This is a genomic window from Erwinia persicina (assembly GCF_019844095.1).
GTDB lineage: Bacteria > Pseudomonadota > Gammaproteobacteria > Enterobacterales > Enterobacteriaceae > Erwinia > Erwinia persicina.
In genome coordinates, this window is record NZ_CP082141.1 from 3,451,288 (window position 1) to 3,478,138 (window position 26,851).

The window sequence follows — 26,851 nt, forward strand, 5'->3', positions numbered from 1 at the left end:
CATTGTTTTTCCATGCGCCATAAAGCAAATGACAGATACACCTGTTGAATAGATTCTTTGCTCTTTAATTTATCATTTCTGAGAATGGATCAGTAATAGTCCATTTTAAACCTGATAGTTGAGGTGTATTCTCCACTACGCAATGTCTGTTTATTACTCACTAATCGCAGAGAGTATTTCAGTTCTTTATTTCCCTCGCTGATATCCAGATAAGGCGAAGGCATGCCGGGTTTGATAATATTCCCGTAACTATCCACTATCTGTAGTGCAACACCCCGCGCAGGTCCGTCGACACCGAATAGTTCATTATCTACCCTGCCATCAAAAGTTACCTGAAAACGCCGCCACTTGGGCAAGCGGTCATCCACGCGATCCAAAACACAGTTTACTAACCGAATACTGAATGGATACTTGCCCCCTTCACCATCACGTATAATTTGGCTCAATGGTATCACCGACATATCAATAGTTTGATCGCGACTGTCGGTATCAATAGCACAGGCAGTTTCAATCACAGCACCTTGCATGTTGACCTGCCCCCAGCCAGCCGCTTGGCTGCTCTGTCCAGGCAACAGCATCAACAGGCAAAGCGCCGGGTAATGAATGGTTAGCGGTTTCATCTCTCACACATCTCCCACAGATAATTCCAACAAGAATGCATGCAAGGTATTCCCCGCATGCATTCTTGATCCTGTTATCGGAACAGATTATTTGTAGTTAAGAATGAAGTTTGCCACGCTCTGGAATTTACCTGGGACGATAGTTTTATCATCACCACCGTCGCCTTTCAGATAAGCACTGAAGGCCAGCGTTGCTTCTGAACCACCAGCACTGAGGACCTGGCCCTGGGTTGCTTTACCCAGTTCAATCAAATTATTGCTACCGTCGGTAATAGCAATGCTGGCACCTTTAGCATCACCGGTCATACCCAGTAAGCCATTCTTACCGGCCGCACCATTGAACGTCGTGGTCACCGTTTTAGCGGTTTCCAGGCTGCATTTCTCCAGATGGATTTCAAATGGTTTCGGGCTGGAGTTACCACCGTTAAGCAGAGAAACGTTTGAAACACCGCCTAAATCTACAGTCTGGTCAAGAGACTTAGAATCAATCGAGCAGGGTGCATCAATAATAGAACCCGTAAAGGTCACTTTACCATGTCCCTGGTCGGTAGCTGGTGTACCAGCACCTGAACCTGCAGCCTGTGCACCAGCAATTGTCCCTAAAGTCACTACTGCTGCCAGCATGGTTTTTTTAAAATTCATTTTTTGCTTTATCCTTAATAAAGAAAGTTATATTCCGTATTCCATTTTCTTTGCAAAGCCGCCACCACTTCTTTGGTGCCATTCAGCAAACACGTAATAGATAGTGTAGGTAACGCACTACTCTGTATCCCGTTGCGTCATAGCCACCAGCGACTGAGGAAAATGATAACCCCCGAAAAAGATTTTAGCAAAATAATCTAATTAAGATAAAGAAATCAGCATAAAAAACTAAATCACTCACAAAAGTACGCATTGATTAAGATTAAAAACCAACAACGAGTAACAAGTTAAAAAATAATACTCTATTAATTTCAATGGGATTTAAGGGAAGGAATCACTTGCTTAAAAATAATTTGACTATGCATGTAGAACTGCAATAAATTTAACAATCACAAAAAATAAGACTATTCTCATCATTGCTGCATTTTTGATTGCACACCCGGAGTAAATGAGTATCCACATGAAATATATAATAAATCTAACTATAGTCTTCGACCCAGAAAACCAATCGTTACTTGTCAGGAATAACCACCAGCTAAAAGTTGAGTTATCTAACCCAGCAACACGCTTGCTAACAGAGTTCATAAAAAATAATAAAGTCGAGTTAACTCGCGAAACACTCATCAAACGCGTCTGGGAGGACTTTGGATTTTCACCGTCGAGCGCTTCGCTGAGTAACCATATTAGCGAATTAAGAAAAGCCTTCGCAGCGCTTGAGTTAAGTACAAAAATTCTGATTACCGTACCGCGGGTAGGCTTCAAAATGGAGGCTGAAATCCATCCTGAGACAAGGATGCAGGTAGACTCAGTCACTGCTGAAAATATAGAGCATGCCCCTTCCTCTTATGAATCGTCGGCAGAAAAAAATACTAAACCCACCTTGATTAACAAAAAGATAGTGGGGAAATTTAAAAAAAAACCTTTCTCAATAAAAATGGCAGCGCTTGTTTTAATCCTTGTCCTGATCATCCTTGCAATAATGGCAATTTACGTTGCTATGCCCCGGGATCACAGGCCGAGGTTAGTCGGCATTGAAGGGAAATGTAGGATTTATACTCTGAATGATAACCAGCAAGGCAATAAACAGTTTGATACCGCTAAAAGGATGCTGGCCAATAAGAGGATAGATTGTACGCAAACACAGCAGAACATCTATTATATGGAGGCTCGCCCGGAAGAGGGGCTGTTCAAAATTCACTTCATGGCTGCATGCACCCTAAATGACAACGTGGATCATACCGACTGCAGTAACTATAAGTTGGTTGAGTAACTTGCAATGAAAAGGATTATTATCGGGATATCCGTTTTTACGATCATCCTCATAAGCGGGGTTGCCCTTTACCTTAACAACACGAGCTGGACACCTTATCGCTGTAAATCTGTCGTAAATGCAAACCTTGTTTACATGAATGGCGAGAACCTTGACCTGAACTTAAGTGTTAATATGATCACCACCCATGAAGGAAAGAGTGAATGGCTTGTGGTCGGTTCCGTTAAAGGACGAAATATACAATATATTATCTCGCGAAGAGTGTTTCTCTCCACCAGAGAAAGTGGTTTTAAAGGGTTAACCAGGTCCATGATAACCCGGGAAGAGCATCAGCCGATCGATAATATTCCCAACGACATCTGGCAGCGGCACGTTCTGCCTGAAGTTCCTGGTGTGGCGTTTTATATGGAAATGAAGCGTTTGGATAACAATCTGTTATTTGTTAAAGGGCTGACCAATCCCTTTTTTATCTGCGCGATTAACGAGAATTAACCATTTAAGGGCATCATTCCTTACCCTGTAAGTCATAATGCCCTTAGCTTCAGGCTACGAAAGCAGCCCTCTCAACATTCCATTGCCACTAAGTTAACGTTAGTAAAAAAACCACTGAAAACCGACGTCAATAATATAAGAAACCAGCAGGGAGAAAGAGGCGCGCTGATTTCAACACTGGCGGAGGCGTGGTTAAAATGCGCTGACCTTGGGAACTGTCGCTTTCGTGATTTAATGAATATGTAGAAGGGTTGGCTGGTGTTCCGCTTTCGGCACTGCAGGAAATGGGAGGTTGGGAGAGCATAGAAATGGTTCAGAGGTATGCGCACCTGCCCCCTAACCATCTGATTGCACATGCACGAAAAATAGACGCAATTTTGTCACCTGATAACACAAATAAGACACAGGGAGAGAATCAGGCAGGATTAAGAATTGCGTAAATGATTGAAAGATATTGGTACGCCCTACAGGATTCGAACCTGTGACCTACGGCTTAGAAGGCCGGTGCTCTATCCAACTGAGCTAAGGGCGCATGGTGATTGCGTCGGATTATACGACGCGATCCTGCTGAGTCAACGTTTTTACAGTGAGTTGCATTCCACTGCTGAAGTAATGAACAGTCTCTCAGCCTCAGATCCGTATCGTGCCATAAAAAACCCACCTTGCGGTGGGTTCCTCATAAATACCGCAACAGAGCCCCTTAATTGGTCGCTTTGTTTTTCAGTTCTTCTGCACCCTGCTTGGTTTTATCCCAGCCTTTCTCGGTGCCTTCTTTGGTTTTGTTCCAGGTTTTCTGGGAACCTTCAGAGATCTTGCTGCTGGTCGAGTGACTCTCGCCTTCCGCGGCATGTTTAGCTTTCAGCTGCATCTCTTCCCCTTCGTGCTGGGATTTATGCAGCTTCTCTTTGGCGGTATCAGCACCTTTATGCGCTTCTGCCACAGTGTTATCCGTCGTAGTCGCAGCAAAAACAGGTGAAGCCATCAGCAAAGCAGACAGTGCAATAATAGTTGTTTTCATCATTCCCTCTTTATCTTTTCGATAAGTTGCCGTGTCACAGTTCAATCCTGGCACAGCCCCGGCGGTAATGATTTAGGAATAAACCGGGAATGGCAGGTTAATGCCGTGTGGAACGCTTTAAAAGCAGTCTGTGGTGTCACCCTTGCCTGTCCATCGTTGAAACTCTGCCTGACAGCGAGCCGCGCTTCTGACAAAATAGGCGTAATCCCCGAATTAACTCAAAACAGATGGATCCCCTTTCTGATGGTAGCAAAAATTATTGACGGTAAAACGATTGCGCAGCAGGTGCGACAAGAGGTTGCAGCACTTGTTCAGCAGCGTCTGGCGGCAGGTAAGCGTGCTCCTGGTCTGGCCGTAGTGTTGGTGGGTGAAAACCCGGCTTCGCAGATTTATGTTGGCAGCAAGCGCCGTGCCTGCGAAGAGGTCGGTTTCCTTTCGCGTTCTTACGATCTGCCCGCGTCCACCAGCGAAGCGGATCTGCTCGATCTGATTACAAAGCTGAACAACGACGCGGAAATTGACGGTATCCTGGTGCAGCTACCGCTGCCTGCGGGCATCGACAACGTCAAAGTGCTGGAACATATTGCACCGGAAAAAGACGTGGATGGCTTCCACCCTTACAACGTCGGCCGCCTGTGCCAGCGCTCTCCGAAGCTGCGCCCGTGTACGCCCCGTGGCATCGTCACGCTGCTGGAACGTTACAATATTGATACATACGGCCTTAATGCCGTAGTGGTCGGCGCATCCAATATCGTTGGCCGCCCGATGAGCATGGAGCTGCTGCTGGCCGGTTGCACCACCACCGTCACCCATCGCTTTACCAAAAATCTGCGTCACCATATCGAACATGCCGATCTGCTGGTGGTGGCGGTAGGTAAGCCCGGGTTTATTCCCGGCGAGTGGATCAAACCCGGCGCGATTGTCATTGACGTGGGGATTAACCGCCTGGAAAGCGGCAAAGTGGTTGGCGATGTGGAGTTTGACGTGGCGGCTGAACGCGCCGCCTATATTACCCCGGTGCCGGGCGGTGTGGGGCCAATGACGGTCGCCACCCTGATCCAGAACACCCTGCAGGCCTGTGAAAATAACGACGATGGAGCAACAGCATAATGGCAACTTTTTCTCTGGGCGATCATCCCCACGTGGATCTGTGCGATCTGATGAAACTGGAAGGCTGGGTTGAAAGCGGCGCAATGGCAAAAATCATGATCTCTGGCGGTCATGTGACGGTCAATGGCGTAAAAGAAACCCGTAAGCGCTGCAAAATTGTGGCGGGACAGAAGGTTGAGTTTGATGGCGAAAGCGTCACCGTAACGGCCTGATATTCAGGGAGATGCGCGAAAGGCTGCCTGCGGGCGGCCTTTTTTGATCGCGGCAGCGCCCGGGCGCAGTACGATTAACATTTCCTGTTGCGGTGGTCACTCCTCACCTGCAATCTGTGTTGCTCCGTCGACCTGCTGCAGCCGGTAGTGGCGTATCGCCGTGTGTCCGGCGATCAGCTGTGCCAGCAGCGGGGAGTGGCTGGTGACCCAGATCTGGCTGTAGCGACTCGCTTCAGCGATCAGCTGCGCCAGCGCCGGTAACAGGTCGGGATGCAAACTGTTCTCTGGCTCGTTAAGCGCCATAAAGGCGGGCGGGCGTGGACTGAGCAACGCCACCACCAGACAAAGGAAGCGCAGCGTGCCGTCAGACAGTTCAGCGGCGTCGAGCGGCCGCAGGATCCCCTGACGGTGCATCAGCATCTGAAAGCGGCCGCTCTGGGCTTCCACCTCAAAATGACTGTCGGGAAACGCCTGCTGCAAAATAGAGAACAGCAACTCGGTGTGGCCGCGTTCGCGGAGGGTCTCAAAGGCGGCGGCAAGGTTGCGACCATCGTGCGCCAGGATCGGCGAGCGGATGCCGACCTGCGGTACGCGCAGCGCACTGCCCGGCCAGACGGCAAACTCGTGGTAAAAGCGCCAGCCGCGCAGGTTCTCACGCACCTGCGAGACTTCCGGATAGAGATGCGGGTCAGCCAACTGACCAAAAACCGACTCTTCCTGGTGCAGTGAAGCCGGATAGGCCACGCGCTCCCCGTCGATATTGTGCAGAAAAGCGGTTTGATTGCTGCGCTCCAGCAGCTGCGCCGAACGCCGCCGCTTTTGCCCACTCAGCCAGAGCTGCTCTTTTTTCACCACCGGGTCGAGGTTAAACAGGCTGATCAGCGGTTCGGGAAAGCCGATCTCCAGCTGATAGTCGAAGTCGTCCATCGTCGCCGACAGGATCATCCGTTTGACTTCGCTATGACGTTCACCGCGCCGCGCGCCTCCGGCCCACATGGCTTTCTGAATGCCGCCATCCTCTGCCAGTGCCGGGGACAGGCGTTCGCAGGCCGCTTCATGCAGCAGGCGTACCGCTTTATACAGATTGGATTTGCCACAGCCGTTGGGGCCGGTGATAACGTTAAGCTGACCGAGTTCAAGTTCGAGGTAGCGAATGGAGCGGTAGTTGGTGAGGGTGAGTTGTCTGATCATGGTAACGGAGTCCTGACCTTCAGCAGAAAGGACAAGGGCGCGGAATACCGCGCCCCGGAGATTACTTACGACGCCAGCGGGTGCCGCCTGCACCATCTTCCAGCACAATGCCCATCGCATTAAGCCTGTCGCGCGCCACATCGGCCTGCGCCCAGTCTTTCGCCAGTCGCGCATCAATACGCATCTGGATCAGTGCTTCAATCTGCGCCACTTCTTCATCATTGATATTCACGCCGTTCTGCAGGAACTGCTCCGGATCCTGCTCAAGCAGGCCCAGCACGCCCGCCAGTACGCGCAGTCGCGCTGCCAGCCCCTCAGCAGCGGTTTTGTCGGTGTCCTTCAGGCGGTTGACTTCACGCGCCAGGTCAAACAGAACCGAATAGGCTTCAGGGGTATTGAAGTCATCATCCATGGCAGCACGGAAACGAGTTTCAAACTCTTCCCCGCCGGCCACAGCAGCACTGGCGTCGGTGTTACGGATGGCGATGTAGAGGCGCTCCAGCGCCGAGCGCGCCTGATTCAGATTATCTTCGCCGTAGTTCAGCTGGCTGCGATAGTGGCCGGACATCAGGAAATAGCGTACGGTTTCCGCGTCGTAGTGCGCCAGCACGTCGCGCACGGTAAAGAAGTTGTTCAGTGATTTTGACATCTTCTCGCGGTCAATCATCACCATGCCGGAGTGCATCCAGACATTCACATACGGACCATCATGGGCACAGGTGGACTGGGCAATCTCGTTTTCATGGTGGGGGAACATCAGGTCAGAGCCGCCGCCGTGGATATCAAAATGCTCACCCAGTTGCTTGCAGTTCATGGCTGAACATTCGATGTGCCAGCCCGGGCGACCCATCCCCCACGGGGACTCCCAACCGGGTTCGTCAGCTTTTGACATCTTCCACAGCACGAAGTCCATCGGGTTACGCTTCACGTCTGCCGCGACTTCCACGCGGGCACCAGCCTGAAGCTGATCGAGATCCTGGCGCGACAGTGAGCCATAGTTTGGGTCGCTGTCGACGGAGAACATCACATCACCATTGCTGGCGACATAGGCGTGCCCACGGTTAATCAGCTTGCTGACCAGCTCAATAATCTCTGGAATATGGCGCGTGGCGCGCGGTTCCTGGTCCGGCGGCAGAATATTCAGCGCGGCGAAATCCTTGTGCATCTCGGCAATCATACGATTGGTCAGTTGCTCAATGCTTTCGCCCTTTTCATTGGCACGTTTGATGATTTTGTCATCAATATCGGTGATGTTACGCACATAGTTCAGCTCATAGCCGCTGTAACGCAGATAGCGTGCCACCACGTCAAAGGCGGCGAAGGTTCTGCCGTGTCCGATATGACAGAGGTCGTAAACGGTAATGCCACACACGTACATCCCGATTTTACCGGCATGAATAGGTTTAAATTCCTCTTTTTGACGACTCAGGGTGTTGTAAATCTTTAGCATTGAGACATTCCGTTTTAAACGTGTGCGGGATTAGCGAAAAAATGGCGAAGTAAATATTCTGACGTATTCTTACCTTCAGCGCGGCGCAAAGCAAGGTTATCTGCGTTTCCTTTATCAAGGGGAGGCTGACGAGCTATCACATTTTGTGATATAAGAGCCGTCTGTCGCACGGGACAGACTCCCGTCTCAGTTCCCGGCGCTCAATGTTAAATACTCCAACCCTGACAGGATGAGAATATGGTCACTTTCCAGACTAATCATGGCGATATCGTCATCAAGACTTTCGATGATAAAGCGCCGGCTACCGTTAAAAACTTCCTTGAGTACTGCCGCGAAGGTTTTTACGACAACACCATCTTCCACCGTGTGATCAACGGCTTTATGATCCAGGGCGGTGGTTTTGAACCGGGCATGAAGCAGAAAGACACCAAAGAAGAGATCCGCAACGAAGCGGGTAACGGCCTGAAGAACACCAAAGGCACCCTGGCGATGGCCCGTACTCAGGCGCCACACTCTGCGACTGCCCAGTTCTTCATCAACGTGGCTGACAACGACTTCCTGAACTTCCGTGACGAAAGCCTGCAGGGCTTCGGTTACTGCGTGTTTGCTGAAGTGGTTGAAGGCATGGACGTGGTTGAGAAAATCAAAGCCGTGGCCACCGGTCGCAGCGGTATGCACCAGGATGTGCCAAAAGACGACGTGATCATTCAGAAAGTCACCGTCAGCGAATAATGTCGCATACGCTGTTTATCGCAGATCTCCATCTGTGTACTGAAGAACCGGCTATTACGGCCGGTTTTCTGCATTTTTTACGCCGTGAAGCACAGCAGGCAGACGCGCTGTATATTCTCGGTGACCTGTTTGAAGCCTGGATCGGTGACGATGACCCGAATCCGCTTCATGCCGAGGTGGCGCACGCCCTGCGCCAGCTGGCTATCCCCTGCTATTTTATTCACGGTAATCGCGACTTTCTGCTGGGCAAACGTTTTGCCAAAGCCAGTGGCATGACCCTGCTGCCGGAAGAGCAGGTGCTGGATCTGTACGGCAGGCGCGTGCTGATTATGCATGGCGATACCCTGTGTACCGATGATCAAGGCTATCTGCGTTTTCGCGCAAAGGTCCAGCAGCGCTGGCTGCAGACGCTGTTCCTCGCCCTGCCCCTCTTTGTCCGCCAGCGAATCGCCCTGAAAATGCGCGCCGGCAGCCGTCAGGCCAACAGCAGCAAATCCCGGGAAATCATGGACGTCAATCAGCAGGCGGTGGTGGCGGCGATGTCACGCCATCAGGTACAGTGGCTGATCCACGGTCATACTCATCGCCCCGCCGTTCATCCCCTGCTGATCCAGGGGCAGGCGGCTGAACGCCTGGTGCTTGGCGCCTGGCATGAAGAAGGGTCAATGATCAAAGTCAGTGCTGACGAAATAAGCCTGATTTCCTTTCCGTTCTGAGGTCAAAGTCTGAGTGAAAACGCGGCTATTTGACGCTACGCAACCGTTTTCCTCACCGCGCAGTCGTGATATTCTCTTTGCCCTTCCCATCGGGTCGCCCTGTTGAGCGGCCCTGGTGACGTTTTACAATCACAGGAGTCAGACCCGCATGACATCGAACGCCGCACCGGCCCGCATTGCTATTGTTATGGGTTCCAAAAGTGACTGGGCAACCATGCAATTTACGGCGGAAATCCTTACCAGCCTGGACGTTCCCTTTCACTGCGAAGTGGTGTCTGCACACCGCACGCCGGACAAACTCTTCAGCTTTGCCGAACAGGCCGCCGGTAACGGCTATCAGGTGATTATCGCCGGCGCAGGCGGGGCAGCCCATCTGCCGGGCATGCTGGCGGCGAAAACGCTGGTGCCGGTACTGGGAGTTCCGGTGCAGAGCGCGGCCCTGAGCGGCGTCGACAGCCTCTACTCCATTGTACAGATGCCGCGCGGCATTCCGGTGGGCACGCTGGCAATCGGTAAAGCTGGCGCTGCCAATGCAGCCCTGCTGGCGGCGCAGATCCTTGCGCTGCACGATGCCGGGCTGGCCGATCGTCTGAATCACTGGCGTCAGAGCCAGACCGACGAAGTGCTGAACAACCCGGACCCGCGGGAGGAAGCATGAAGCCGGTCTGTGTATTAGGTAACGGCCAGCTGGGACGGATGCTGCGCCAGGCGGGTGAGCCGTTGGGCATTGCCGTCTATCCGGTGGGCCTGGATGCGGAACCCGAATCCCTGCCCATTGCACAGAGCGTGATCACTGCTGAAATCGAGCGCTGGCCTGAAACGGCATTAACCCGTGAACTGGCCAGCCATAACGCCTTTGTGAACCGCGATATCTTTCCACTGCTGGCCGATCGTCTGACCCAGAAGCAACTGCTGGACCGGCTGGGCCTGGCAACCGCGCCGTGGCAGTTGCTCTCCAGTGCAGATGAGTGGGCGCAGGTATTCACCACGCTGGGCCCGCTGGCCATCGTAAAACGCCGCACAGGCGGCTATGACGGTCGCGGTCAGTGGCGTCTGCGCGCCGGTGAAACCGAATCACTGCCCGCCGACTGCTACGGCGAGTGCATTGTTGAACAGGGGATCAATTTCTCCGGCGAAATGTCGCTGATCGGCGCACGTGGCCACGACGGTAAAACCGTGTTTTACCCGCTGACGCACAACCTGCATCAGGACGGCATTCTGCGTACCAGCGTCGTGCTGCCGGACGTGAACGAGCAGCATCAGCAGCAGGCCGAGCACATGCTGTCTGCCATCATGAATGAACTGAACTACGTCGGCGTGATGGCGATGGAATGCTTTGTGGTGCCGGAAGGTCTGCTGATCAACGAGCTGGCACCGCGCGTGCACAACAGCGGTCACTGGACGCAGAACGGCGCATCCATCAGCCAGTTTGAGCTGCATCTGCGGGCTATTCTCGACCTTCCACTGCCGACGCCGGTGGTCAGCACGCCGTCAGTGATGGTTAACCTGATTGGCACCGATGTCAATCTGGCCTGGCTGGCGCAGCCGCTGGTGCATCTGCACTGGTATGAGAAAGAAGTGCGTGCCGGGCGCAAAGTCGGCCACCTGAACCTGTCCGACGTCAGCCCGCAGGCGTTAAGCCAGGCACTGAATGCGCTGGTCCCGATGCTGCCGGCAGAGTACGCCAGCGGTATTGCCTGGGCCGAAGAAAAGCTGGGTTAATGTTACGGGCTGACCACCACAGAAGGTCAGCCCCGACATGGTCTGGCGCAGGGTCGACCTTTTTTCCGGCCGCCCCCCTTCCTTATCCCGTGTAATACCCTCTGAACAGCGCTTTCCCTTTCAGTAACCGCACGCCCAGCCAGCCGCCGCACAGCGACAGCAGAACGGCGCCGGTTAATGGCAGCACCAGCCACAGCGTAAAATCAGGCTGCCACGGGAAGTCGAACACCTTACGTTGCAGCCCCCACAGCGCCGCCTCTGCCCCGATAGCCGCCGCCACGCCAGACACGACACCCAGCAGCGCAAACTCACACCACAGCGTGCCGCGCAGCAGACGGGTACTGGCCCCGAGCGTGCGAAAGACCACCAGCTCCTGGCGGCGCTGACGCATGCCGACCTGAATCTGCGCCAGCAGCAGCAGGACACCGCAGGCGGTCACCAGAATCACCATAATCTCCAGCGCCTGACTGACCTGGGCCAGCACCTGGCTTATCTGCCGCAAAATACTGCCAATATCCAGCAGGCTGAGCGTCGGGAACTGCCGGTTTAGCTGTGCCAGCGTGGCGTTATCATTATCCATTCTGAAACTGGTCAGCCAGGTCTGCGGCTGTCCGTCCAGTGCACCCGGCGGGAAGATAAAGAAGAAGTTTGGCTTCAGACTCTCCCAGTCTACCTTGCGCATGCTGCTGATTCTGGCACTGAACTCCTGGGTATCCCCGGTAAAGGTGACGGTATCCCCCAGCTTCACACCGAGCCGTCCGGCCAGCTCCTGTTCAATCGACACTTCTCCCTTTTTCGGCGGCCAGGTGCCTGAAGTCATCGGATTGTGATCCGGCAGATCTTTCTGCCAGGTGAGATTCAGCTCCCGGTTCAGGGACTCATCCAGCGCCGGGTCGGCCGGCTTTTCATTAATGCTGGTCAGCCGCACGCGCACCACCGGATAGAAAGTTTCTGCCTTGACCTGATGCTGCTGCAGGAAGGCCTGCACCTGCGGCACCTGCTGTTCGGTCATGTTCAGCAGAAAATAGTTCGGACTGCCTGGCGGCAGCTGCTGCTGCCAGCGTTCCAACAGATCGCCCCGCATCACCAGCAGCAGCGCCAGCAGCATAAACGACAGCGAGAAGGCCGCCAGCTGGCTGAGCGTCGTCCACGGCTGCCGCAGCAGCCGGTTGACTGCCAGACGAAATGCCAGATTGCGCAGCGTCAGGCGGCGCAGCAGCAGCAGCCCGCCCCAGCCAATCGCCCCCAGCAGTAAGGAGAGCAGCACAATCCCGGCCACCAGCGCCCACAGCAGCTTGCTGCCCCCCACCAGCAGTGCCAGCAGACCGATCACCACCAGCGCCATGACGGGCAGATAGAACTTCAGCGGCCAGAGGTTGGCCACCGTGTCACGACGCAGGACGCGCAGCGGCTGGGTTGCCAGCAGCAGACGGTAAGGACGCAGCCCCACCAGCAGAGAGATGACAAACAGCGATCCCACCGCCCACAGCCACGGCCAGGCGCTGGCAGCCGGCAGCTCACCGGGCAGCACCGGACGCAGCATGCTTAACAGCAGGGCTTCAAAGCCGAGGCCGATGACGCTGCCCACCACGGCCGCCAGCAGCAGCACCGACAGCCACTGTCCGATAATCAGCCTGCGCAGTGCCGCCCGGTTGGCACCGAGCGTTTTCAGCACTGCCACCAGATCGTAGCGGCTGCGGCAGTAATGATTCATCGCCACCGCTACGGCAGCAATGGCCAGCATCAGGGTCAACAGGGCTGACAATAGCAGGAACTGCTGGGCGCGCTGCATGGATTTACCCAGTGCGTCCTCACTGTTCTCCACGCTGATCCAGCGCTGATCCGCCGTGATGCGTGAGGCGATATAACGGTCATAGCGCGCCAGCTGCGCGGGCGTACCGGAAAATTTATAGCGCCAGGTGATGCGGCTGCCGGGCTGGATCGCACCGGTCTTTTCCACATCCGCCAGATTCATCAGCAGACGCGGTGCAGTCTGGAACGGGTTAAAGCCCGCATCCGGCTCCTGGACCACCTCCCCCCCGATAAGCAGGGTGGCATCCCCCACGTCCAGTTGGTCCCCGGCTTTACGCTCCAGCAATGCCAGCAGACGCGGTGCGGCCAGCACCGTGCCCGCTGCCGGTTTCAGTCCGGCAGGCACCGTGGTCAGTTGCCCGAACATCGGGTAAAGATCGTCGACGGCTTTGACCGAAGCCAGCTGCGGGGTATCGCCCGCAAAGGTCATGGTCATAAAAGTCAGTTGACGTCCGACCTGCAGGCCGTCCGCACGCGCCTGTTCAAGCCATTCGGCAGGCACCTCTTTGCCGCTGCGCAGTGTGCGGTCACCTGCCATAAAGTCACGACTTTGCTGGCTTAAGCCTTTTTCCATGCGGTCGCTGAGTGAACCGAGAGCCAGCACGCAGGCGACTGCCAGTGTCAGCGCCAGCCAGACAATCAGCAGCGAGGGGGATTTCCACTCGCGCCAGAACCAGCGCCAGATCATGCCTCCTCCCACAGCTTGCCGTCGCGCAGCCGCAGGCGGCGGTCACAGCGCGCAGCCAGTTGTTCATCATGCGTAACGAGGATCAGCGTGGTGGCATAGTCCCGGTTCATTGAAAACAGCAGGTCGGCAATACGCTCACCGGTTTTCCGGTCAAGATTGCCGGTGGGTTCATCGGCAAAGAGCAACGCCGGCCGACCGTTAAAGGCACGGGCCAGCGCCACCCGCTGCTGTTCCCCTCCGGAGAGCTGTGCAGGAAGATGGCTCAGACGTTCACCGAGGCCCAGTTGGGCGAGCAGCGTGGCTGCCTGCTCCCGGCTTTTGCGATCACTGTCGCCGCGCAGCAGCGCCGGAAGCTGCACGTTTTCCTGAGCGTTGAGGGTGGGGACCAGCATGAAAGACTGAAAAACAAAGCCGACATTTTTCGCACGCAGTTCGGCCCGCTGCTCTTCATTCATCTGATGCAGCGGCTGCCCGAGCATCATCACTTCGCCTTCCGTACCGTCATCCAGGCCGGCAAGAATACCCAGCAGCGTTGACTTGCCCGATCCGGACTCTCCGATCAGGGCGAGCGTCTCAGCCGGTTTGACAACCAGCTCAACTCCGGTAAGGATGGAAAGCTGATGCTCACCCTGACCGACGGACTTACTAAGACGATGAACTTCAAGAATGTTTTCCGCTGGCATTTGCCTTTCCTGTTCTTATTGGCGTTTATGACGCTGCGCGCGACGGCGGCAGAGACACTGCTGGTGCTGGGCGACAGTCTGAGCGCCGGTTACCGTATGTCTGCCAGTGCCGCATGGCCTGCGTTACTCAATGATAAATGGCAAAAATCCCCTACCATTATTAACGGTAGCATAAGCGGCGATACCGCGACGCAGGGGCTGGCACGTTTGCCCGCCCTGCTGAAACAACATCAGCCTCGCTGGGTACTGATTGAACTGGGTGGCAACGACGGACTACGGGGTTTTCCTCCGCAGCAGATCGAGCAGGATCTGGACCAGGCCATTAAGCTGGTCGTGGCGGCTGATGCACAGCCGCTGCTGATGCAGGTGCGTCTGCCTGCGAACTATGGCAAACGCTATACAGAATCGTTTGCCGCACTTTACCCCAGACTGGCGGAGAAGCATGCCATTCCCCTGCTGCCATTCTTTATGGAACAGGTCTATCTGAAACCGGAATGGATGCAGGACGACGGTATACACCCCAATCCTGCCGCTCAGCCGTTTATTGCCGATCTGATGGCCAAAAATCTTACTCCCTTAGTTAAACATGAGTGACCCGGCTGTAAGCGCCGTAACAGGTAAAGTTATGCAAAAAAGTATCGTTATTACCGGCAGTTCCAGCGGAATTGGCCTGGTGGCGGCCAACGATCTGCTGCGCCGGGGCTATCATGTGATTGCAGCCTGCCGGAAACCGCAGGACGTCGCCCGAATGGACGCGCTGGGTTTTCGCGGTGTACTGCTGGATCTGGATGACGCTGCCAGCGTCGAACGGGCAGCGGGGGAGATCCTCACCCTGTGTGGCGGGGAATTACACGGTCTGTTTAATAACGGCGGCTTTGGTGTCTATGGCCCGCTGCAGTCGGTATCGCGCCAGCAGCTGGAGCAGCAGTTCTCCACCAATCTGTTTGGTACCCACCAGCTGACCGTGCTGCTGCTGCCGGCGCTGATCGCAGGCGTCGGGCGTATTATCAATACCAGCTCAGTGATGGGCCTGATTTCCACGCCAGGTCGCGGAGCCTATGCCGCCAGTAAGTACGCGCTGGAAGCCTGGTCAGATGCGCTGCGCATGGAGCTGCACAGCAGCGGTGTGCGCGTCAGTCTGATTGAGCCGGGTCCGATTCATACGCCGTTTACCGACAATGTCCGTCAGGCGCAGCAGGATAAACCGGTGCACAATCCCGGCATCGCCGCCCGCTTTACGCTACCGCCTGAGGCGATCCTGCCGAAACTTCGCCATGCGCTGGAAAGCCGCCGCCCGCGTCTGCGCTATCCGGTAACGCTAATCACGCATGCCATCGTGGTGCTACGCCGTTTACTGCCAGGCTGGCTGATGGACCGGTTTTTACGTCAGAATTAGTCGCCGCCCCTTGAAGCCGCGGCTCGCGCCCCAATACAGTAATAAACTTACGTGAAAAGAGACGAATTCATGTCACCACAAGCAACGATTGTAGAAATTAACGAAACCAACCTGCAGCAGACGCTGGAACAGTCGATGCAGATCCCGGTGCTGTTCTACTTCTGGTCTGAGCGCAGCCAGCACTGTCAGCAGCTGACGCCGTTGCTGGATCGTCTGGCGCAGGAGTATGCCGGCCAGTTTATTCTGGCCAGGCTCGACTGTGATGCCGAGCCCGCTGTGGCGCAGCAGTTTGGACTGCGCTCCCTTCCGACGGTCTATCTTTTCCAGAACGGTCAGCCGGTTGACGGTTTCCAGGGGCCTCAGCCGGAAGAAGCCGTCCGCGCCCTGCTGGAAAAAGTGTTACCAAAAGAAGAAGAACTGAAGGCGCAGCAGGCCATGCAGCTGATGGAAGAAGGCAAGCTGATCGACGCCCTGCCCCTGCTTAAAGAGGCCTGGGCGCTGAGCAATCAGGGCAGCGATATCGGCTTTCTGCTGGCCGAAGTACTGATTGGACTTAACCGCAGCGAAGAAGCCGAAGCGGTGCTGAAAGTGGTGCCGCTGCAGGATCAGGATACCCGCTATCAGGGGCTGATCGCGCAGATTGATCTGCTGAAACAGGCAGCTGATACCCCGGAAATCCAGCAGCTGCAACAGCAGCTGGAGGCGGATCCCAACAATGCCGGGCTGGCCACGCAGCTGGCGCTGCAGTTTCATCAGGTCGGGCGCAATGAAGAAGCGCTTGAACTGCTGTTCTCGCATCTGAAGCAGGATCTGGGCGCGGCCGACGGTCAGGCGCGTAAAATTTTGCAGGAGATCCTCGCAGCACTTGGCACGGGTGATGCTCTGGCAGCAAAATACCGCCGTCAGCTCTACTCCCTGCTCTACTGATATTACCGGGCCGGTGTTCACAGTGCCGGCCCTGCTCCCCTTTATTTCCTCCCTCTACCTGCCCGCAGCCTTTCTCATCCGTTTCACTCCCTCCTGATAAAACGGCCTCATCCGCATTTTCACCGCCTTCACACCAAAAGCCCTCTTCATACCAAAGCCTGAAAAACTCGCCAGCCATTGTTGATTCCCCCCTCGCACAAGGGTGACTTAAAGACTTTTAGATTGCTGGCATTAAATTGATTGAAGTCAAAATAAAAAGACAAGACAAAGACTAGCATTAGTCATAAAACATAGTCACAAAAAATGACAACGGGATGACTAAAACTAAGTCACTAAATTTTCAGGAAGAGCGCGTACTGGTGGCCGGTAAAACCATTCTGTTAATAACACTGACCTCACTCATTATCTTTACTGGAAAAAACTCATGAAACGCACGACTATCGCGCTGGCTGCTCTTGTTGTCATCACTTCACTGAATGCGACTGCTGAACAGCGGTCCCCTGTTTTTAATGATGCCGTCAACAACTGGCATAACTTGCAGGAGCAGGATCGGCAAAACCTGGCACACTACAATGATACAGACAGCAGAGACGGAACTGGCCGCTTTAATCCTGATGGCTCATTCAATAATCAATTAGCGACTGACAGTGATAAGACGCATGCTGCACTTCGGGCGGCTAAGCAAAAGGTCAACGGGACGACCTATCGAGACCAGATCGGCCAGCAACAAGCCGATGCCAGAGCGGCAGCGCTCCAGGGCACTGCGCTCACTCCGGCAGGCACCGTCGGAGTAAAGACCCCCGTTCAGTCAGTTCCCGTTGGTGTAAAGACGCCCGTTCAGTCAGTCCCCTCCGTTATCCGAAATAAGCCGGTCGTCCCCTCTACCGTCCACTTTGTCACTGCGCAAGGGAACGGCGGCAATAATAATCAGAGCCGTTCGTCCTACGGCGGGTCTGAAAATCGTGGCGCGGATAATGCACACAGCTCTGCTTTCGGCGGCCACGGCTACGGTCATGATAATTCCCGTTCTGAAGGTTTTGGGGGGCATGCTCATTTCCACTGAACTCCTGCAGATGCCTTCACCAGGCTGGCCCTGATCTGTTTGAGACCATTAACAGGAGGGGCCAGATGGCACCGGAACACCTGGCGCTGGTCGCTGCATCACGTTCAGCGCTGCTGAGGGCACTGTGCGACAGCGAGCAGTTTCACAGCGAACACCGCGCGGCATGCCTGCAGCTATCCCAGGCGGCACATCATGCACTGTCACTGGCAATAACGCTTGAACGGAGCCCTCTGGCACAGCAGGATGACTATGCACAGCGGCTGGAAAATCAGATGGTTTCTGTCCGCACCTGTCAGGCGGCGTTGAATAAATTAACCCGGAGAAAAACGCAATGAACCGATATTCACAGGCGATCGACAACAGGGTCAATACGGAAGAGCATCACCTTATGATGAAAGAAATTTCGTCTGAGTTTGGCGAAGAGATGTTAAGCACCCTACTGCTGCTGAATGCACGTCTGATGGCACTGAGTATGAGTGACCTGAAATCAGTGGTTATCAGTGTGGTTGCGCGGGATGAGACAACACTGATGCTGAAGCGCGATAACCACACGGTTCACTTTGAGGTGGGTCATTAAAGCTCTTTACCTGCGATGAGTGCCTGTAAAAGTCTCTAAACCACAGTCTGCTTCAAGCGTGAAGGAGAGGTCAGTATGAAAAGCCTTCTGACTTCATGATGGTAAGATGTGATATTATGACTTATCCAGGTAAAGCGGAAAGTTTATAATATGTCACATATTTTCTTTGAGTTTGATCTTGAGCCTGGCGTTAAGTCAGTGGCAGATCTTAACTACGTTCTGCGCGATCACGACAAAAAAACGGCCTTTGTGATGAGCGCTGAGGTGGCAAAGTTCGTTAAAGATGCCCTTATCATTAATGACACCATTATCAGCTTTAAAAACTGCTGCTTCGCTTTTGAAAAAGGAGCTGAGTTCGTTGAGTTTGATCACAATGGTCAGTCCGTTCGTTTTTCAGAGCCTGTTCCTTCATGGTTTATTAGGCCGGCTGTTTTCGCCCGCTCTGACTGGCTGGATAACCACGCTCTGGCCGATCTGGCCGCTCCTGAGTTTATCAAAGCCTTTAACGAAAAATTTCCGGATCTGCATGAACGCAGGAAACACGCCAATTATCTGTTTGACCTTCAGCTACAGAAAGGCAAATTGCCATCAACCGAAACCAGCAGAACACCGGGCAACATTCAGGGAAAATCCACCAAACCCAAAGTCACCGATCTGGGGTCGTTCGAACTCTTTAAGCAATTTTTTGACCGGCTGAAGGCGGCCGTAATGGCTGATGAATTTCCGACGCTCAACGTGCTGACGGCGGCAGATAACGTGAGCAACGTGCCGGGCAGTTATCGTCAGGCGATCCGTACGGCAATGAAAGCAGTCACTCATGAGCTACCGGTCAATAATAAGCGCCTGGCAGCAGGCAATCCGGCGCTGTTCTGCGCACCGGTGCGCGATAAAATCGCAGAGATTGAAGCCATCGGACTTGAGCCCTACTACCTGGCGCTGTCACACGCGATCGCGGAGGCAGAGGGTAGCTATATTGCCGATTTTTCCTTCCAGTACGGCGAGCATCAGCCATAACCGTCGTCTTCAGGGTGGCGCTCCCGCAGGTGTTGCCATATCATCGGGACAGTAATATCGCTGCCTCGCCATAAAGTGGCGCAGCAGACAGGGCGTGCGGGGAAAAGGTCGCCCAATAGATTTATTAATAATAACAATCCGGAGGTTATTTTTTATGTTGGCTGTGATTCCCGTCATTATCATTCTGGCTCTGATCCTCGTCTGGTCAGGGATCAAAATTGTCCCACAGGGTTACCAGTGGACCGTTGAACGTTTCGGTCGCTATACCAACACCCTGCAGCCCGGTCTGAATCTGGTGATCCCTTTTATGGATCGCGTTGGCCGCAAAATTAATATGATGGAGCAGGTACTGGATATCCCGTCGCAGGAGATTATCTCTAAAGATAACGCCAGCGTGACGATTGATGCCGTCTGCTTTATTCAGGTTGTCGATCCGGCGCGTGCCGCCTATGAGGTCAGCAATCTGGAGCTGGCTATCATCAACCTGACCATGACCAATATGCGTACCGTATTGGGTTCAATGGAACTGGACGAAATGCTGTCACAGCGTGACAACATCAACACCCGCCTGCTGCATATTGTCGATGAAGCCACGAACCCGTGGGGTATTAAAATTACCCGCATAGAAATCCGCGATGTGCGCCCACCGGCAGAACTGATCGCCTCAATGAATGCACAGATGAAAGCTGAACGTACCAAGCGTGCCGACATTCTGGAAGCTGAAGGGGTGCGCCAGGCGGCGATCCTGCGTGCCGAAGGCGAGAAGCAGTCGCAGATCCTGAAAGCCGAAGGTGAACGTCAGTCGGCGTTCCTCGCCGCAGAAGCGCGTGAGCGTGGTGCAGAAGCCGAAGCGCAGGCCACCAAGATGGTGTCCGAGGCGATTGCCGCCGGTGACATCCAGGCGATCAACTACTTTGTGGCACAGAAATATACCGATGCCCTGCAAAATATCGGCTCATCGGGCAACAGCAAAGTGGTGATGATGCCGCTGGATGCCAGCAGCCTGCTGGGTTCTATCGCCGGGATCAGTGAGCTTCTGGGAGAGAGCAGAGCGGAGCGTAAACGCTGATGATTGATGAGCTGCTTGCCAACCCATGGTGGATATGGCTGACCCTTGGCGGCCTGCTGCTGGCCGCAGAAATGCTCGGCACCAGCGGCTACCTGCTCTGGAGCGGCGTGGCAGCCGTACTCGTCAGCCTGCTGGTCTGGCTGGTGCCGATGCCCTGGGAGTGGCAGGGACTGAGCTTCGCCGCACTGACGATTATCGCTGCGCTGTGGTGGTATCGCTGGCTTAAGCACCGCGACCGGCAGCATCCTCCCTCCACGCTTAACCAGCGCGGCCAGCAGATGGTAGGCCGCCAGCTTACACTGGATGCCGACCTGGTGAATGGATTTGGCCATGTGCGTATTGGTGATGGTAACTGGCGCGTCCAGGCCGATGAAGATCTGCCTGCCGGGACGCCGATCACCGTGGTCGCCGTGGAGGGGATCACTCTGCGGATTGTACCGCGTAAGGTTTAATTCGATTTACTCCCCTGGTGACAGCCGGCCAGATGGTTGATGATCGGACACTCGGCGCCAGCGTCCCCCGGGCAGCTGGCCGCCAGGTCGATGAGCTTCTGACGCATCAGCTGGAGTTCATTAATGTGCGCTTCAATCTCCCTCACTTTACCGAGCGTACGCGCCTTCACATCGGCGCTGTGGCGCTCAGGGTCGTTAAACAAGCTGACCATCTCCCGGCACTCATCAAGATTAAATCCCACCTGACGAGCCTGACGCAGCAGCGTCAGCTCCTCCACGTGTTTTGCACTGTAGCTGCGATAGCCATTATCCATCCGTAGCGGCGGCGTCACCAGCCCCTTCTCTTCGTAGAAACGAATCGCTTTGCTGGTTAATCCGGTTTTTTTTGCCACGTCGCTAATATTCATTATTGCTCCTTGACCTTCCCCTTGATGGAAGGTTTAACCTCCATAATGAAGGTAATAACAGCCCCGGGTCAAACCGGATCAACAGGAGTCATGATATGACGCAAGTAACCACGCTGGCACTGGACGGTTTGTCCTGCGGCCACTGCATTAAACGAGTCAAAGAGACGCTGGAGCAGCGTGATGATGTGGAACAGGCAGAGATCAGCCTCACCGAAGCCCGCGTTACCGGTAAGGCCAGCGCCGATGCGCTGATCGCCGCTATTGAACAGGCCGGCTATCACGCCAGCCTGTAAGCGGGTATTTCTCATGCAAAGCCTGATACGCTGACAGAGTCAGAACCACAGCCGGAAGCGCTGACAGCGTCTTCGCCTGAGCTTCCGGCGCATAACGTTTCCCTCCCCCCTGACAGCTATCAGTTGCTGATAGACGGTATGACCTGTGTCAGCAGCGTACAGAATGCTCTGCAACTGATTGCTGGCGTCAGTCAGGTGGCGATCGAAACAGCGGGCATCACACTGATGCGCCAGGATCTGAACACTGTCGCAGACGCCTTAGCCATTTCTCAGGCCGCGTTGCGTAACATGAAACACAATTTACCCGGGGCATTTATCTACAACGCCTGCGGTATTCCGATTGCGGCCGGCGGACTCTATCCGTTGACGGGCACCCTGTTGAGTCCGGTTGTGGCGGGGGCGGCAATGGCCCTGTCGTCAATCACGGTGGTCAGTAATGCCAATCGCCTGTCCGCTCCCCTCCACCGAAGGCGTAATTCTGTTAACCCCTGTGGCTTATTGCCCTGTCCGTCAGCGAGTTATCACGCTAGCATGGTGTGATTAACCGGATGAGGCAGAAAACCATGGGCAATGTTGCACACAGGCTTCAGACATTATGGCGTCGGCTTTGGCCGGTCAGTTACCGCTATCCAGCCATGGATTTCCACGCGGGGGGTAGCCATCTGCACCTGGTGGGCAGCATACATATGGGCATGCGTAATATGATGCCGCTGCCCGCTGTGCTGAATGAAAAACTTCAGCACGCCGATGCACTGATCGTTGAGGCCGATATCACTGCCGGAGCGTCCCCTTTCAGAGAAAGTGAAATATGCCCCTCTCTGGCCGACCGGCTCTCCGGAGAACAGCTACAACGGCTACAGCGCTACTGTGAAGAATTAAGTATCGATCGGGAACGTATTGATACCCTGCCTGCCTGGCAGGTTGCTCTGATGCTTCAGGCCCAGCAGGCGCAGCGGCTGGGACTGCGTGCCGACTGCGGTATTGACTATCAGCTGTTACAGGCCGCGCGCGAACAGCAAAAAAAGGTGATTGAGTTAGAAGGCCCCGACACGCAGCTGGCCCTGCTGAAATCCCTGCCGGATAACGGACTGCCGCTGCTGGAAGATACGCTTATTCACTGGCAGACTAATGCCCGCCTGCTGCAAACGATGGTGAGCTGGTGGCTGGAAGCCCCGCCGGACAGCGCAGGAAAACTTGCGCTGCCGAGTACTTTCAGCAACAGTCTTAACGATCTGCTTATGCATCAGCGCAATCGCCAGTGGTGCCAGTTTTTACGCCAGCTGCCGCCGGGGCGCTATGTGGTTGCTGTCGGTGCGCTGCACCTGTACGGCGAAGGAAATTTACCGGAACTGTTGGCGCAGAAATAAAAAAAAAGGCCGATATCGCTATCGGCCCGTCAATAAGGACATATTTATGAATTTTAGTTATCGTCTCAGCGGTTACGCTGACGCGGGCAAGATTGTCGCTCAAAGAGTGAACTTTCGCCAGTACTTTTCTTCATCAATGATGGCTGTTGCCTGTTATCTCAGACACAAGGTGAGTCGATATGACACCCGCCGTAAAACTGCTTGAAAAACAAAAAGTCGCCTTTACATTACACCCGTATGAACATGACAGCAGCGAAACCCATTTCGGCGACGAGGCGGTGCGCAAATTAAATCTGAACGCGGATCAGGTTTATAAAACCCTGCTGGTGGCGCTCAACGGCGATAATAAAATGCTGGCCGTCGCGGTCACGCCGGTAGCCGGACAGCTCGACCTGAAGAAAGTCGCAAAAGCACTGGGCGCAAAAAAAGTCGAGATGGCCGATCCGCAGTTTGCACAGCGCAGTACTGGCTACCTGCTGGGTGGCATCAGCCCGCTGGGTCAAAAGAAACGGCTACCGACGGTGATTGATCATCTGGCATCGCAGTTTGCTACCGTCTATGTTTCCGGCGGCAAACGCGGGCTGGATATTGAACTGGCCCCGCAGGATCTGGCCCGGCTGCTGAACGCCAGTTTTGCTGATATCGCTAAACGCGATTAACCGGGTGGCTGGGCAAGCAGTTGATCGATCATCCAGCGGCCAGCCGGTCCCGGCGGCGTTCGCCGTGACCACACCACATCGACCTGAATGTTTTGTGGCCAGCCGGGCACCGGCAGCTCGCGCAGTTTTTGATGACCAAACTGCTGCGTCAGCCAGCGTGGCAGGATGCTCCAGCCAAACCCCTGCTCCGCCATTTCCAGCAGCAGCAGGTAGGACTGCGCCAGCCAGACCTTGCCCGCCGGTACGGGGGTACGTTCAATCCAGGTGTTCAGACGCAGCTGCCGGAGCTGCTTCAGATCGGCTTCCGTCACCCGCGGTTGCTGCGCCAGCGGATGATCCTGATGTAGATAAATCGCCATCTGCGCCTCAATCTGCAGGCGCTGTACAGTGATATCGGAAGGATAATACTCCTGCACACGCACCACACCAATGTGCGCGCGGTTGCTCTGCAAAAGGTCAATAACGTCGGCATCTTCGGCGATCATGCATTCGAATTCAATGTCAGGGTAGCGTGTGGAGAAGCGCTGCAACAGTGATTCATGGTAATCCGCCTGCCAGAAATCGGAGATTGCCAGCCGCAGGCACGGTTCCACCTCCCCCGCAAGGCGGATCGCCAGTTCATCCAGTTGAGCTGAAGCGGCCAGGATCTCTTTGACCTGCGCCAGCGCCCGCTGCCCATTTTCTGTCAGTACCGGATTACGCGACTCGCGGCTGAACAACGTAAAGCCGAGATCCTGTTCCAAGTTTGCCACAGCGGTGCTGATCGTCGACTGGCTTTTACGCAGCGCCCGGGCTGCCGCCGAGAACGATCCGCTTTCGACTGTCTGCACAAAGGCTTCCAGTGACTCCGGTGAGTAACGCACAGGTGTATCGCTTTTTTCGATGGATAGTCATTTTATCTTAGCAAATAAAACGTGGAAAATAGCGACCATAGCAAATTCGACCATAGCAAATTAAGGAGGACGTATGTCTGCTCGCAAGCTGAAAGAGCGTGTTTTTCATGCAATAGGATTTGAGGTGCTGGCCATTGCCATCGTGTCGCCGGTGGCCGCCTGGGTGATGAATAAACCGTTGCTTCAGATGGGCGCACTGGCCATTATGCTGTCGACGGTGGCTATGATATGGAACATCATTTATAACGCCGGGTTTGATCGTCTGTATCCGCGTGAGCAAGTGAAGCGCGGCCTCGGCCTGCGCATTATGCACGCGCTGGGCTTTGAAGGGGGGTTTATCCTGATAGGTCTGCCGCTGGCGGCCTGGATGCTCGGCGTGTCGCTGTGGCAGGCATTTATGATTGAAGTGGCTTTCTTCCTGTTCTTCCTGCCGTATACCGTGGTGTATAACTGGCTGTACGACAAGTTACGCGAACGTTTTACTGCCGGCCGTCGCCACCCGGCATAATGCGGGTCAGGGTCGACCGGAACAGGTCGACCCATGGGTAACCCGGTTAGTTAATGCATCGCAGTATCTATCTTCGCCTGGCGCCACTTCTTCGGCGCCGGGGACGTCTCCTCCACGGAGGCCTTCTCAGCCTCAGCAGGTTTTTCCTTCGCCTTCTGGTACACGATCTCTCCGGCCGGCTGATACTTCGCCACGTCCAGCGGGGAATGGCTCTGGATATATTGCTTAAGTACTTCGGCATCGACAAACCCGGTATTGACGTAACCCGGCAGCTTATCCACCAGCGGATAGCCATCGCCGCCCGTCGCGTTAAAGCTCAGGGTCGCCATGCGATAGGTTTTGTCAGCCTCCAGCGGCTTTCCATTGATGCGGATATTGCTGACGCCACTGCCGTCGGCCGTCAGACTGACGCGGGCAAACTGCGCATAGGCCCCGGAATCCACCTGTTTATTGGCCACCACGGCGAGATACTGTTCCACTTCGCTGCCTTTCATATCCACATAGACCAGCTGATTGCCGAACGGCTGCACTTTGAGGACGTCTTTGTAGGTGATCGGCCCCGCCTCAATGGAGTCGCGCACGCCACCGCCGCTCATGACCGCGAAGTCAGCCTTAGTGCGATCGATCTGGCCTTCCAGAATCAGACGCGCCATTGAGGTCTGCACAAAGCGCACTTTGCTGCGATCCCCTTCCAGCCGCCCGTTAACGCTGCCGATATTAATGCCAAGCTGCGCTTCGCCCTTTTTCTGGAACGGGGTCAGTAATTTTTGCATCGCCGGATTTTTCGCAATCTCGGGCGTGTAATTTACCCAGGTGGTGCTGCCGTCAGCATTTTTCACCTTGTGCTTCAGGTTAATCGGCACCAGTTCGTAATGTTCCAGCGTCAGCTTACCGTTCAGGAAAGTGAAGTCGGCCCGGCCGATATATTTACCCCACTCATGCGCCTGCGCAATCCAGGTGCCGTTCTGACGATCCGGCGTACAGGGCGTGCCGGGCACGTAATCGGCCTGTTTCACATTCTCTTTCGCCATACAGACCGGATCCTGCGAGTGGCCCCCGACAATCATATCCAGGTAGCCAGCCGGCAGTTCACGCGCCATCTCAACGTCGCCCGGGGCATTGGAACCGTGCTGGCCATTATCATAGTGGCCCATATGCGTGGCGGCGATAATCACATCCGGCTTCTCTTTCGCCCGCAGCGCTTCAACCACCGCTTTCGCTTCCGTGGCTGGTTTGTGGAACACGATATCGGTGAAATTTTCCGGATTGCCGATTTTCGCCGTGTCATCCGTGGTCAGACCGATGACGGCAATTTTCAGCCCCATGCGGTTAAACAGCGCATAGGGCTCAAACAGCCGTTTCCCGGTGCTTTTCTGATAAATATTGGCTGAGAGCAGCGGGAATTTGGCCCATTTCTGCTGCTGACGCAGAACGGAAAGGGGATTATCAAATTCATGGTTGCCGATCGCCATGGCGTCATAGCCAATCAGGTTCATACCGCGAAAGTCAGGCTCCGCATCCTGCAGGTCTGACTCCGGCACACCGGTATTAATATCGCCGCCGGAGAGGATCAGCGTCGCCCCGCCGTGCGCCTGCACCTCATAACGTATCTGGTCCATCATGGTTTTTTGCGCCGCGAGGCCATATTCGCCCTGCTCGTTATTCCAGAAACGGCCGTGGTGATCGTTGGTATGCAACACGGTAAATTTATAGGTGCGATCTTTGACCCACGCCTGAGCCATCAGCGGCGCGCTTAATAACGCCACCGTCATGACGCTGGCAAGACTTTTTTTGAATACTGGCACTCTGACCCTCCTTGTTGAACAACCCGGACTTAACAAAATAATAATTTTTGTGACACTGACCTG

Annotated in this window: 31 protein-coding genes, 1 tRNA gene and 2 pseudogenes; 23 read left to right on the top strand and 11 right to left on the bottom strand. The window is 54.7% G+C overall.

Annotated elements, in window-relative coordinates; genetic code table 11:
• Window positions 1-89: 89 nt before the first annotated feature.
• Both K6L24_RS15880 and K6L24_RS15885 read right to left on the bottom strand, forming a co-directional pair.
• Window positions 90-620, bottom strand: coding sequence for a fimbrial protein (locus K6L24_RS15880; RefSeq protein WP_062745148.1), 531 nt, complete (start codon window positions 618-620; stop codon window positions 90-92).
• A gap of 87 nt (window positions 621-707) precedes the next feature.
• The gene (locus tag K6L24_RS15885) at window positions 708-1,262 is read right to left on the bottom strand and encodes a fimbrial protein (protein WP_118664504.1); all 555 of its coding nucleotides are present in this window, start codon (window positions 1,260-1,262) and stop codon (window positions 708-710) included.
• A gap of 460 nt (window positions 1,263-1,722) precedes the next feature.
• Between K6L24_RS15885 and K6L24_RS15890 the strand changes: the two genes are divergently transcribed.
• From K6L24_RS15890 to K6L24_RS22330, 3 genes and pseudogenes are all read left to right on the top strand, one after another.
• Window positions 1,723-2,532, top strand: coding sequence for a winged helix-turn-helix domain-containing protein (locus tag K6L24_RS15890; RefSeq protein ID WP_072277448.1), 810 nt, complete (start codon window positions 1,723-1,725; stop codon window positions 2,530-2,532).
• A gap of 6 nt (window positions 2,533-2,538) precedes the next feature.
• Window positions 2,539-3,024, top strand: coding sequence for a hypothetical protein (locus K6L24_RS15895; RefSeq protein WP_072277445.1), 486 nt, complete (start codon window positions 2,539-2,541; stop codon window positions 3,022-3,024).
• Window positions 3,025-3,278: 254 nt separating this feature from the next.
• A pseudogene (locus tag K6L24_RS22330) lies at window positions 3,279-3,464 on the top strand (integrase); the annotation flags it as partial.
• 15 nt (window positions 3,465-3,479) lie between these two features.
• Here the strand turns inward: K6L24_RS22330 and K6L24_RS15900 are convergent.
• Together K6L24_RS15900 and K6L24_RS15905 are read right to left on the bottom strand one after the other, a co-directional pair.
• Window positions 3,480-3,556: transfer RNA gene (locus K6L24_RS15900), tRNA-Arg, on the bottom strand.
• Window positions 3,557-3,724: 168 nt separating this feature from the next.
• Window positions 3,725-4,042 (bottom strand): hypothetical protein, encoded by a 318-nt coding sequence (locus K6L24_RS15905; RefSeq protein ID WP_062745135.1) that lies wholly within the window; start codon window positions 4,040-4,042, stop codon window positions 3,725-3,727.
• Between the two features lie 243 nt (window positions 4,043-4,285).
• Here K6L24_RS15905 and folD point away from each other — a divergent pair, with 243 nt between their 5' ends.
• Complete coding sequence (folD, locus tag K6L24_RS15910) at window positions 4,286-5,152, top strand: bifunctional methylenetetrahydrofolate dehydrogenase/methenyltetrahydrofolate cyclohydrolase FolD (RefSeq protein WP_062745132.1); 867 nt, start codon at window positions 4,286-4,288, stop codon at window positions 5,150-5,152.
• On the top strand, window positions 5,152-5,364 hold the full coding sequence (ybcJ, locus tag K6L24_RS15915; RefSeq protein ID WP_062745129.1) for a ribosome-associated protein YbcJ: 213 nt from the start codon (window positions 5,152-5,154) through the stop codon (window positions 5,362-5,364). The genes folD and ybcJ overlap by 1 nt, the downstream gene beginning before the upstream one ends.
• A 96-nt stretch (window positions 5,365-5,460) precedes the next feature.
• Here ybcJ and K6L24_RS15920 read toward each other — a convergent pair whose 3' ends face one another.
• Both K6L24_RS15920 and cysS read right to left on the bottom strand, forming a co-directional pair.
• The gene (locus K6L24_RS15920) at window positions 5,461-6,555 is read right to left on the bottom strand and encodes an AAA family ATPase (RefSeq protein WP_062745372.1); all 1,095 of its coding nucleotides are present in this window, start codon (window positions 6,553-6,555) and stop codon (window positions 5,461-5,463) included.
• Between the two features lie 61 nt (window positions 6,556-6,616).
• A complete protein-coding gene (gene cysS / locus K6L24_RS15925; RefSeq protein ID WP_062745127.1) occupies window positions 6,617-8,005 on the bottom strand; it encodes a cysteine--tRNA ligase in 1,389 nt (462 codons plus the stop codon).
• 237 nt (window positions 8,006-8,242) lie between these two features.
• On the opposite strand from cysS, the gene ppiB reads away from it, so the two are divergent.
• The 4 genes from ppiB (at window position 8,243) to purK (ending at window position 11,175) form a co-directional block, all read left to right on the top strand.
• Window positions 8,243-8,737, top strand: a complete 495-nt coding sequence (ppiB, locus tag K6L24_RS15930; protein WP_062745124.1) for a peptidylprolyl isomerase B — start codon at window positions 8,243-8,245, stop codon at window positions 8,735-8,737.
• Window positions 8,737-9,453, top strand: coding sequence for a UDP-2,3-diacylglucosamine diphosphatase (gene lpxH / locus K6L24_RS15935; RefSeq protein ID WP_062745122.1), 717 nt, complete (start codon window positions 8,737-8,739; stop codon window positions 9,451-9,453). Before ppiB ends, lpxH begins: the two co-directional genes overlap by 1 nt.
• A 148-nt stretch (window positions 9,454-9,601) precedes the next feature.
• Entirely contained in the window at window positions 9,602-10,111 is a 510-nt protein-coding gene (gene purE, locus K6L24_RS15940) for a 5-(carboxyamino)imidazole ribonucleotide mutase (RefSeq protein WP_062745120.1), read from the top strand.
• The gene (purK, locus tag K6L24_RS15945; RefSeq protein ID WP_187509958.1) at window positions 10,108-11,175 is read left to right on the top strand and encodes a 5-(carboxyamino)imidazole ribonucleotide synthase; all 1,068 of its coding nucleotides are present in this window, start codon (window positions 10,108-10,110) and stop codon (window positions 11,173-11,175) included. Before purE ends, purK begins: the two co-directional genes overlap by 4 nt.
• Before the next feature lie 82 nt (window positions 11,176-11,257).
• Here purK and ybbP read toward each other — a convergent pair whose 3' ends face one another.
• Both ybbP and ybbA read right to left on the bottom strand, forming a co-directional pair.
• Window positions 11,258-13,675 carry a putative ABC transporter permease subunit YbbP gene (ybbP, locus tag K6L24_RS15950; RefSeq protein WP_222681644.1) on the bottom strand — a complete coding sequence of 806 codons (2,418 nt, stop codon included), beginning with the start codon at window positions 13,673-13,675 and terminating at the stop codon, window positions 11,258-11,260.
• A complete protein-coding gene (gene ybbA, locus K6L24_RS15955; protein ID WP_062745114.1) occupies window positions 13,672-14,358 on the bottom strand; it encodes a putative ABC transporter ATP-binding protein YbbA in 687 nt (228 codons plus the stop codon). The genes ybbP and ybbA overlap by 4 nt, the downstream gene beginning before the upstream one ends.
• Between ybbA and tesA the strand changes: the two genes are divergently transcribed.
• The 9 genes from tesA (at window position 14,329) to K6L24_RS16000 (ending at window position 20,856) form a co-directional block, all read left to right on the top strand.
• Window positions 14,329-14,952, top strand: a complete 624-nt coding sequence (gene tesA, locus K6L24_RS15960) for a multifunctional acyl-CoA thioesterase I/protease I/lysophospholipase L1 (RefSeq protein WP_062745111.1) — start codon at window positions 14,329-14,331, stop codon at window positions 14,950-14,952. The two genes, ybbA and tesA, sit on opposite strands and share 30 nt — an antisense overlap.
• Before the next feature lie 31 nt (window positions 14,953-14,983).
• Complete coding sequence (locus K6L24_RS15965; RefSeq protein ID WP_118664508.1) at window positions 14,984-15,754, top strand: SDR family oxidoreductase; 771 nt, start codon at window positions 14,984-14,986, stop codon at window positions 15,752-15,754.
• A 69-nt stretch (window positions 15,755-15,823) separates the two neighbouring features.
• A complete protein-coding gene (locus K6L24_RS15970) occupies window positions 15,824-16,681 on the top strand; it encodes a co-chaperone YbbN (RefSeq protein ID WP_222681645.1) in 858 nt (285 codons plus the stop codon).
• A 424-nt stretch (window positions 16,682-17,105) separates the two neighbouring features.
• Window positions 17,106-17,744: a hypothetical protein gene (locus tag K6L24_RS15975; RefSeq protein ID WP_222681646.1), complete on the top strand. Its 639-nt coding sequence runs from the start codon at window positions 17,106-17,108 to the stop codon at window positions 17,742-17,744.
• A 65-nt stretch (window positions 17,745-17,809) separates the two neighbouring features.
• Window positions 17,810-18,079 carry a hypothetical protein gene (locus K6L24_RS15980; protein ID WP_118664510.1) on the top strand — a complete coding sequence of 90 codons (270 nt, stop codon included), beginning with the start codon at window positions 17,810-17,812 and terminating at the stop codon, window positions 18,077-18,079.
• On the top strand, window positions 18,076-18,321 hold the full coding sequence (locus tag K6L24_RS15985) for a hypothetical protein (RefSeq protein ID WP_118664511.1): 246 nt from the start codon (window positions 18,076-18,078) through the stop codon (window positions 18,319-18,321). The genes K6L24_RS15980 and K6L24_RS15985 overlap by 4 nt, the downstream gene beginning before the upstream one ends.
• 150 nt (window positions 18,322-18,471) lie before the next feature.
• Window positions 18,472-19,335 (top strand): hypothetical protein, encoded by an 864-nt coding sequence (locus K6L24_RS15990; RefSeq protein WP_187509931.1) that lies wholly within the window; start codon window positions 18,472-18,474, stop codon window positions 19,333-19,335.
• Window positions 19,336-19,489: 154 nt separating this feature from the next.
• Window positions 19,490-20,404 carry an SPFH domain-containing protein gene (locus K6L24_RS15995; protein ID WP_062745093.1) on the top strand — a complete coding sequence of 305 codons (915 nt, stop codon included), beginning with the start codon at window positions 19,490-19,492 and terminating at the stop codon, window positions 20,402-20,404.
• A complete protein-coding gene (locus K6L24_RS16000) occupies window positions 20,404-20,856 on the top strand; it encodes an NfeD family protein (RefSeq protein WP_062745090.1) in 453 nt (150 codons plus the stop codon). Before K6L24_RS15995 ends, K6L24_RS16000 begins: the two co-directional genes overlap by 1 nt.
• Here K6L24_RS16000 and cueR read toward each other — a convergent pair.
• Entirely contained in the window at window positions 20,853-21,263 is a 411-nt protein-coding gene (cueR, locus tag K6L24_RS16005) for a Cu(I)-responsive transcriptional regulator (protein WP_187509930.1), read from the bottom strand. The genes K6L24_RS16000 and cueR overlap by 4 nt on opposite strands.
• A gap of 95 nt (window positions 21,264-21,358) precedes the next feature.
• Between cueR and K6L24_RS22490 the strand changes: the two genes are divergently transcribed.
• The 4 genes and pseudogenes from K6L24_RS22490 (at window position 21,359) to ybaK (ending at window position 23,582) form a co-directional block, all read left to right on the top strand.
• Window positions 21,359-21,556: a cation transporter gene (locus K6L24_RS22490; protein ID WP_062745084.1), complete on the top strand. Its 198-nt coding sequence runs from the start codon at window positions 21,359-21,361 to the stop codon at window positions 21,554-21,556.
• 177 nt (window positions 21,557-21,733) lie between these two features.
• A pseudogene (gene copA, locus K6L24_RS22495) lies at window positions 21,734-22,006 on the top strand (Cu+ exporting ATPase); the annotation flags it as partial.
• A gap of 113 nt (window positions 22,007-22,119) precedes the next feature.
• Window positions 22,120-22,923 (top strand): TraB/GumN family protein, encoded by an 804-nt coding sequence (locus K6L24_RS16015; protein ID WP_062745078.1) that lies wholly within the window; start codon window positions 22,120-22,122, stop codon window positions 22,921-22,923.
• 179 nt (window positions 22,924-23,102) lie between these two features.
• Complete coding sequence (ybaK, locus tag K6L24_RS16020; protein WP_062745076.1) at window positions 23,103-23,582, top strand: Cys-tRNA(Pro)/Cys-tRNA(Cys) deacylase YbaK; 480 nt, start codon at window positions 23,103-23,105, stop codon at window positions 23,580-23,582.
• Here ybaK and K6L24_RS16025 read toward each other — a convergent pair.
• Window positions 23,579-24,445 (bottom strand): LysR family transcriptional regulator, encoded by an 867-nt coding sequence (locus tag K6L24_RS16025; RefSeq protein WP_137268727.1) that lies wholly within the window; start codon window positions 24,443-24,445, stop codon window positions 23,579-23,581. The genes ybaK and K6L24_RS16025 overlap by 4 nt on opposite strands.
• Before the next feature lie 103 nt (window positions 24,446-24,548).
• Here K6L24_RS16025 and K6L24_RS16030 point away from each other — a divergent pair, with 103 nt between their 5' ends.
• On the top strand, window positions 24,549-24,983 hold the full coding sequence (locus K6L24_RS16030) for a multidrug/biocide efflux PACE transporter (RefSeq protein ID WP_062745070.1): 435 nt from the start codon (window positions 24,549-24,551) through the stop codon (window positions 24,981-24,983).
• A gap of 50 nt (window positions 24,984-25,033) precedes the next feature.
• Here K6L24_RS16030 and ushA read toward each other — a convergent pair whose 3' ends face one another.
• The gene (ushA, locus tag K6L24_RS16035) at window positions 25,034-26,788 is read right to left on the bottom strand and encodes a bifunctional UDP-sugar hydrolase/5'-nucleotidase UshA (protein ID WP_222681647.1); all 1,755 of its coding nucleotides are present in this window, start codon (window positions 26,786-26,788) and stop codon (window positions 25,034-25,036) included.
• Window positions 26,789-26,851 lie beyond the last annotated feature (63 nt).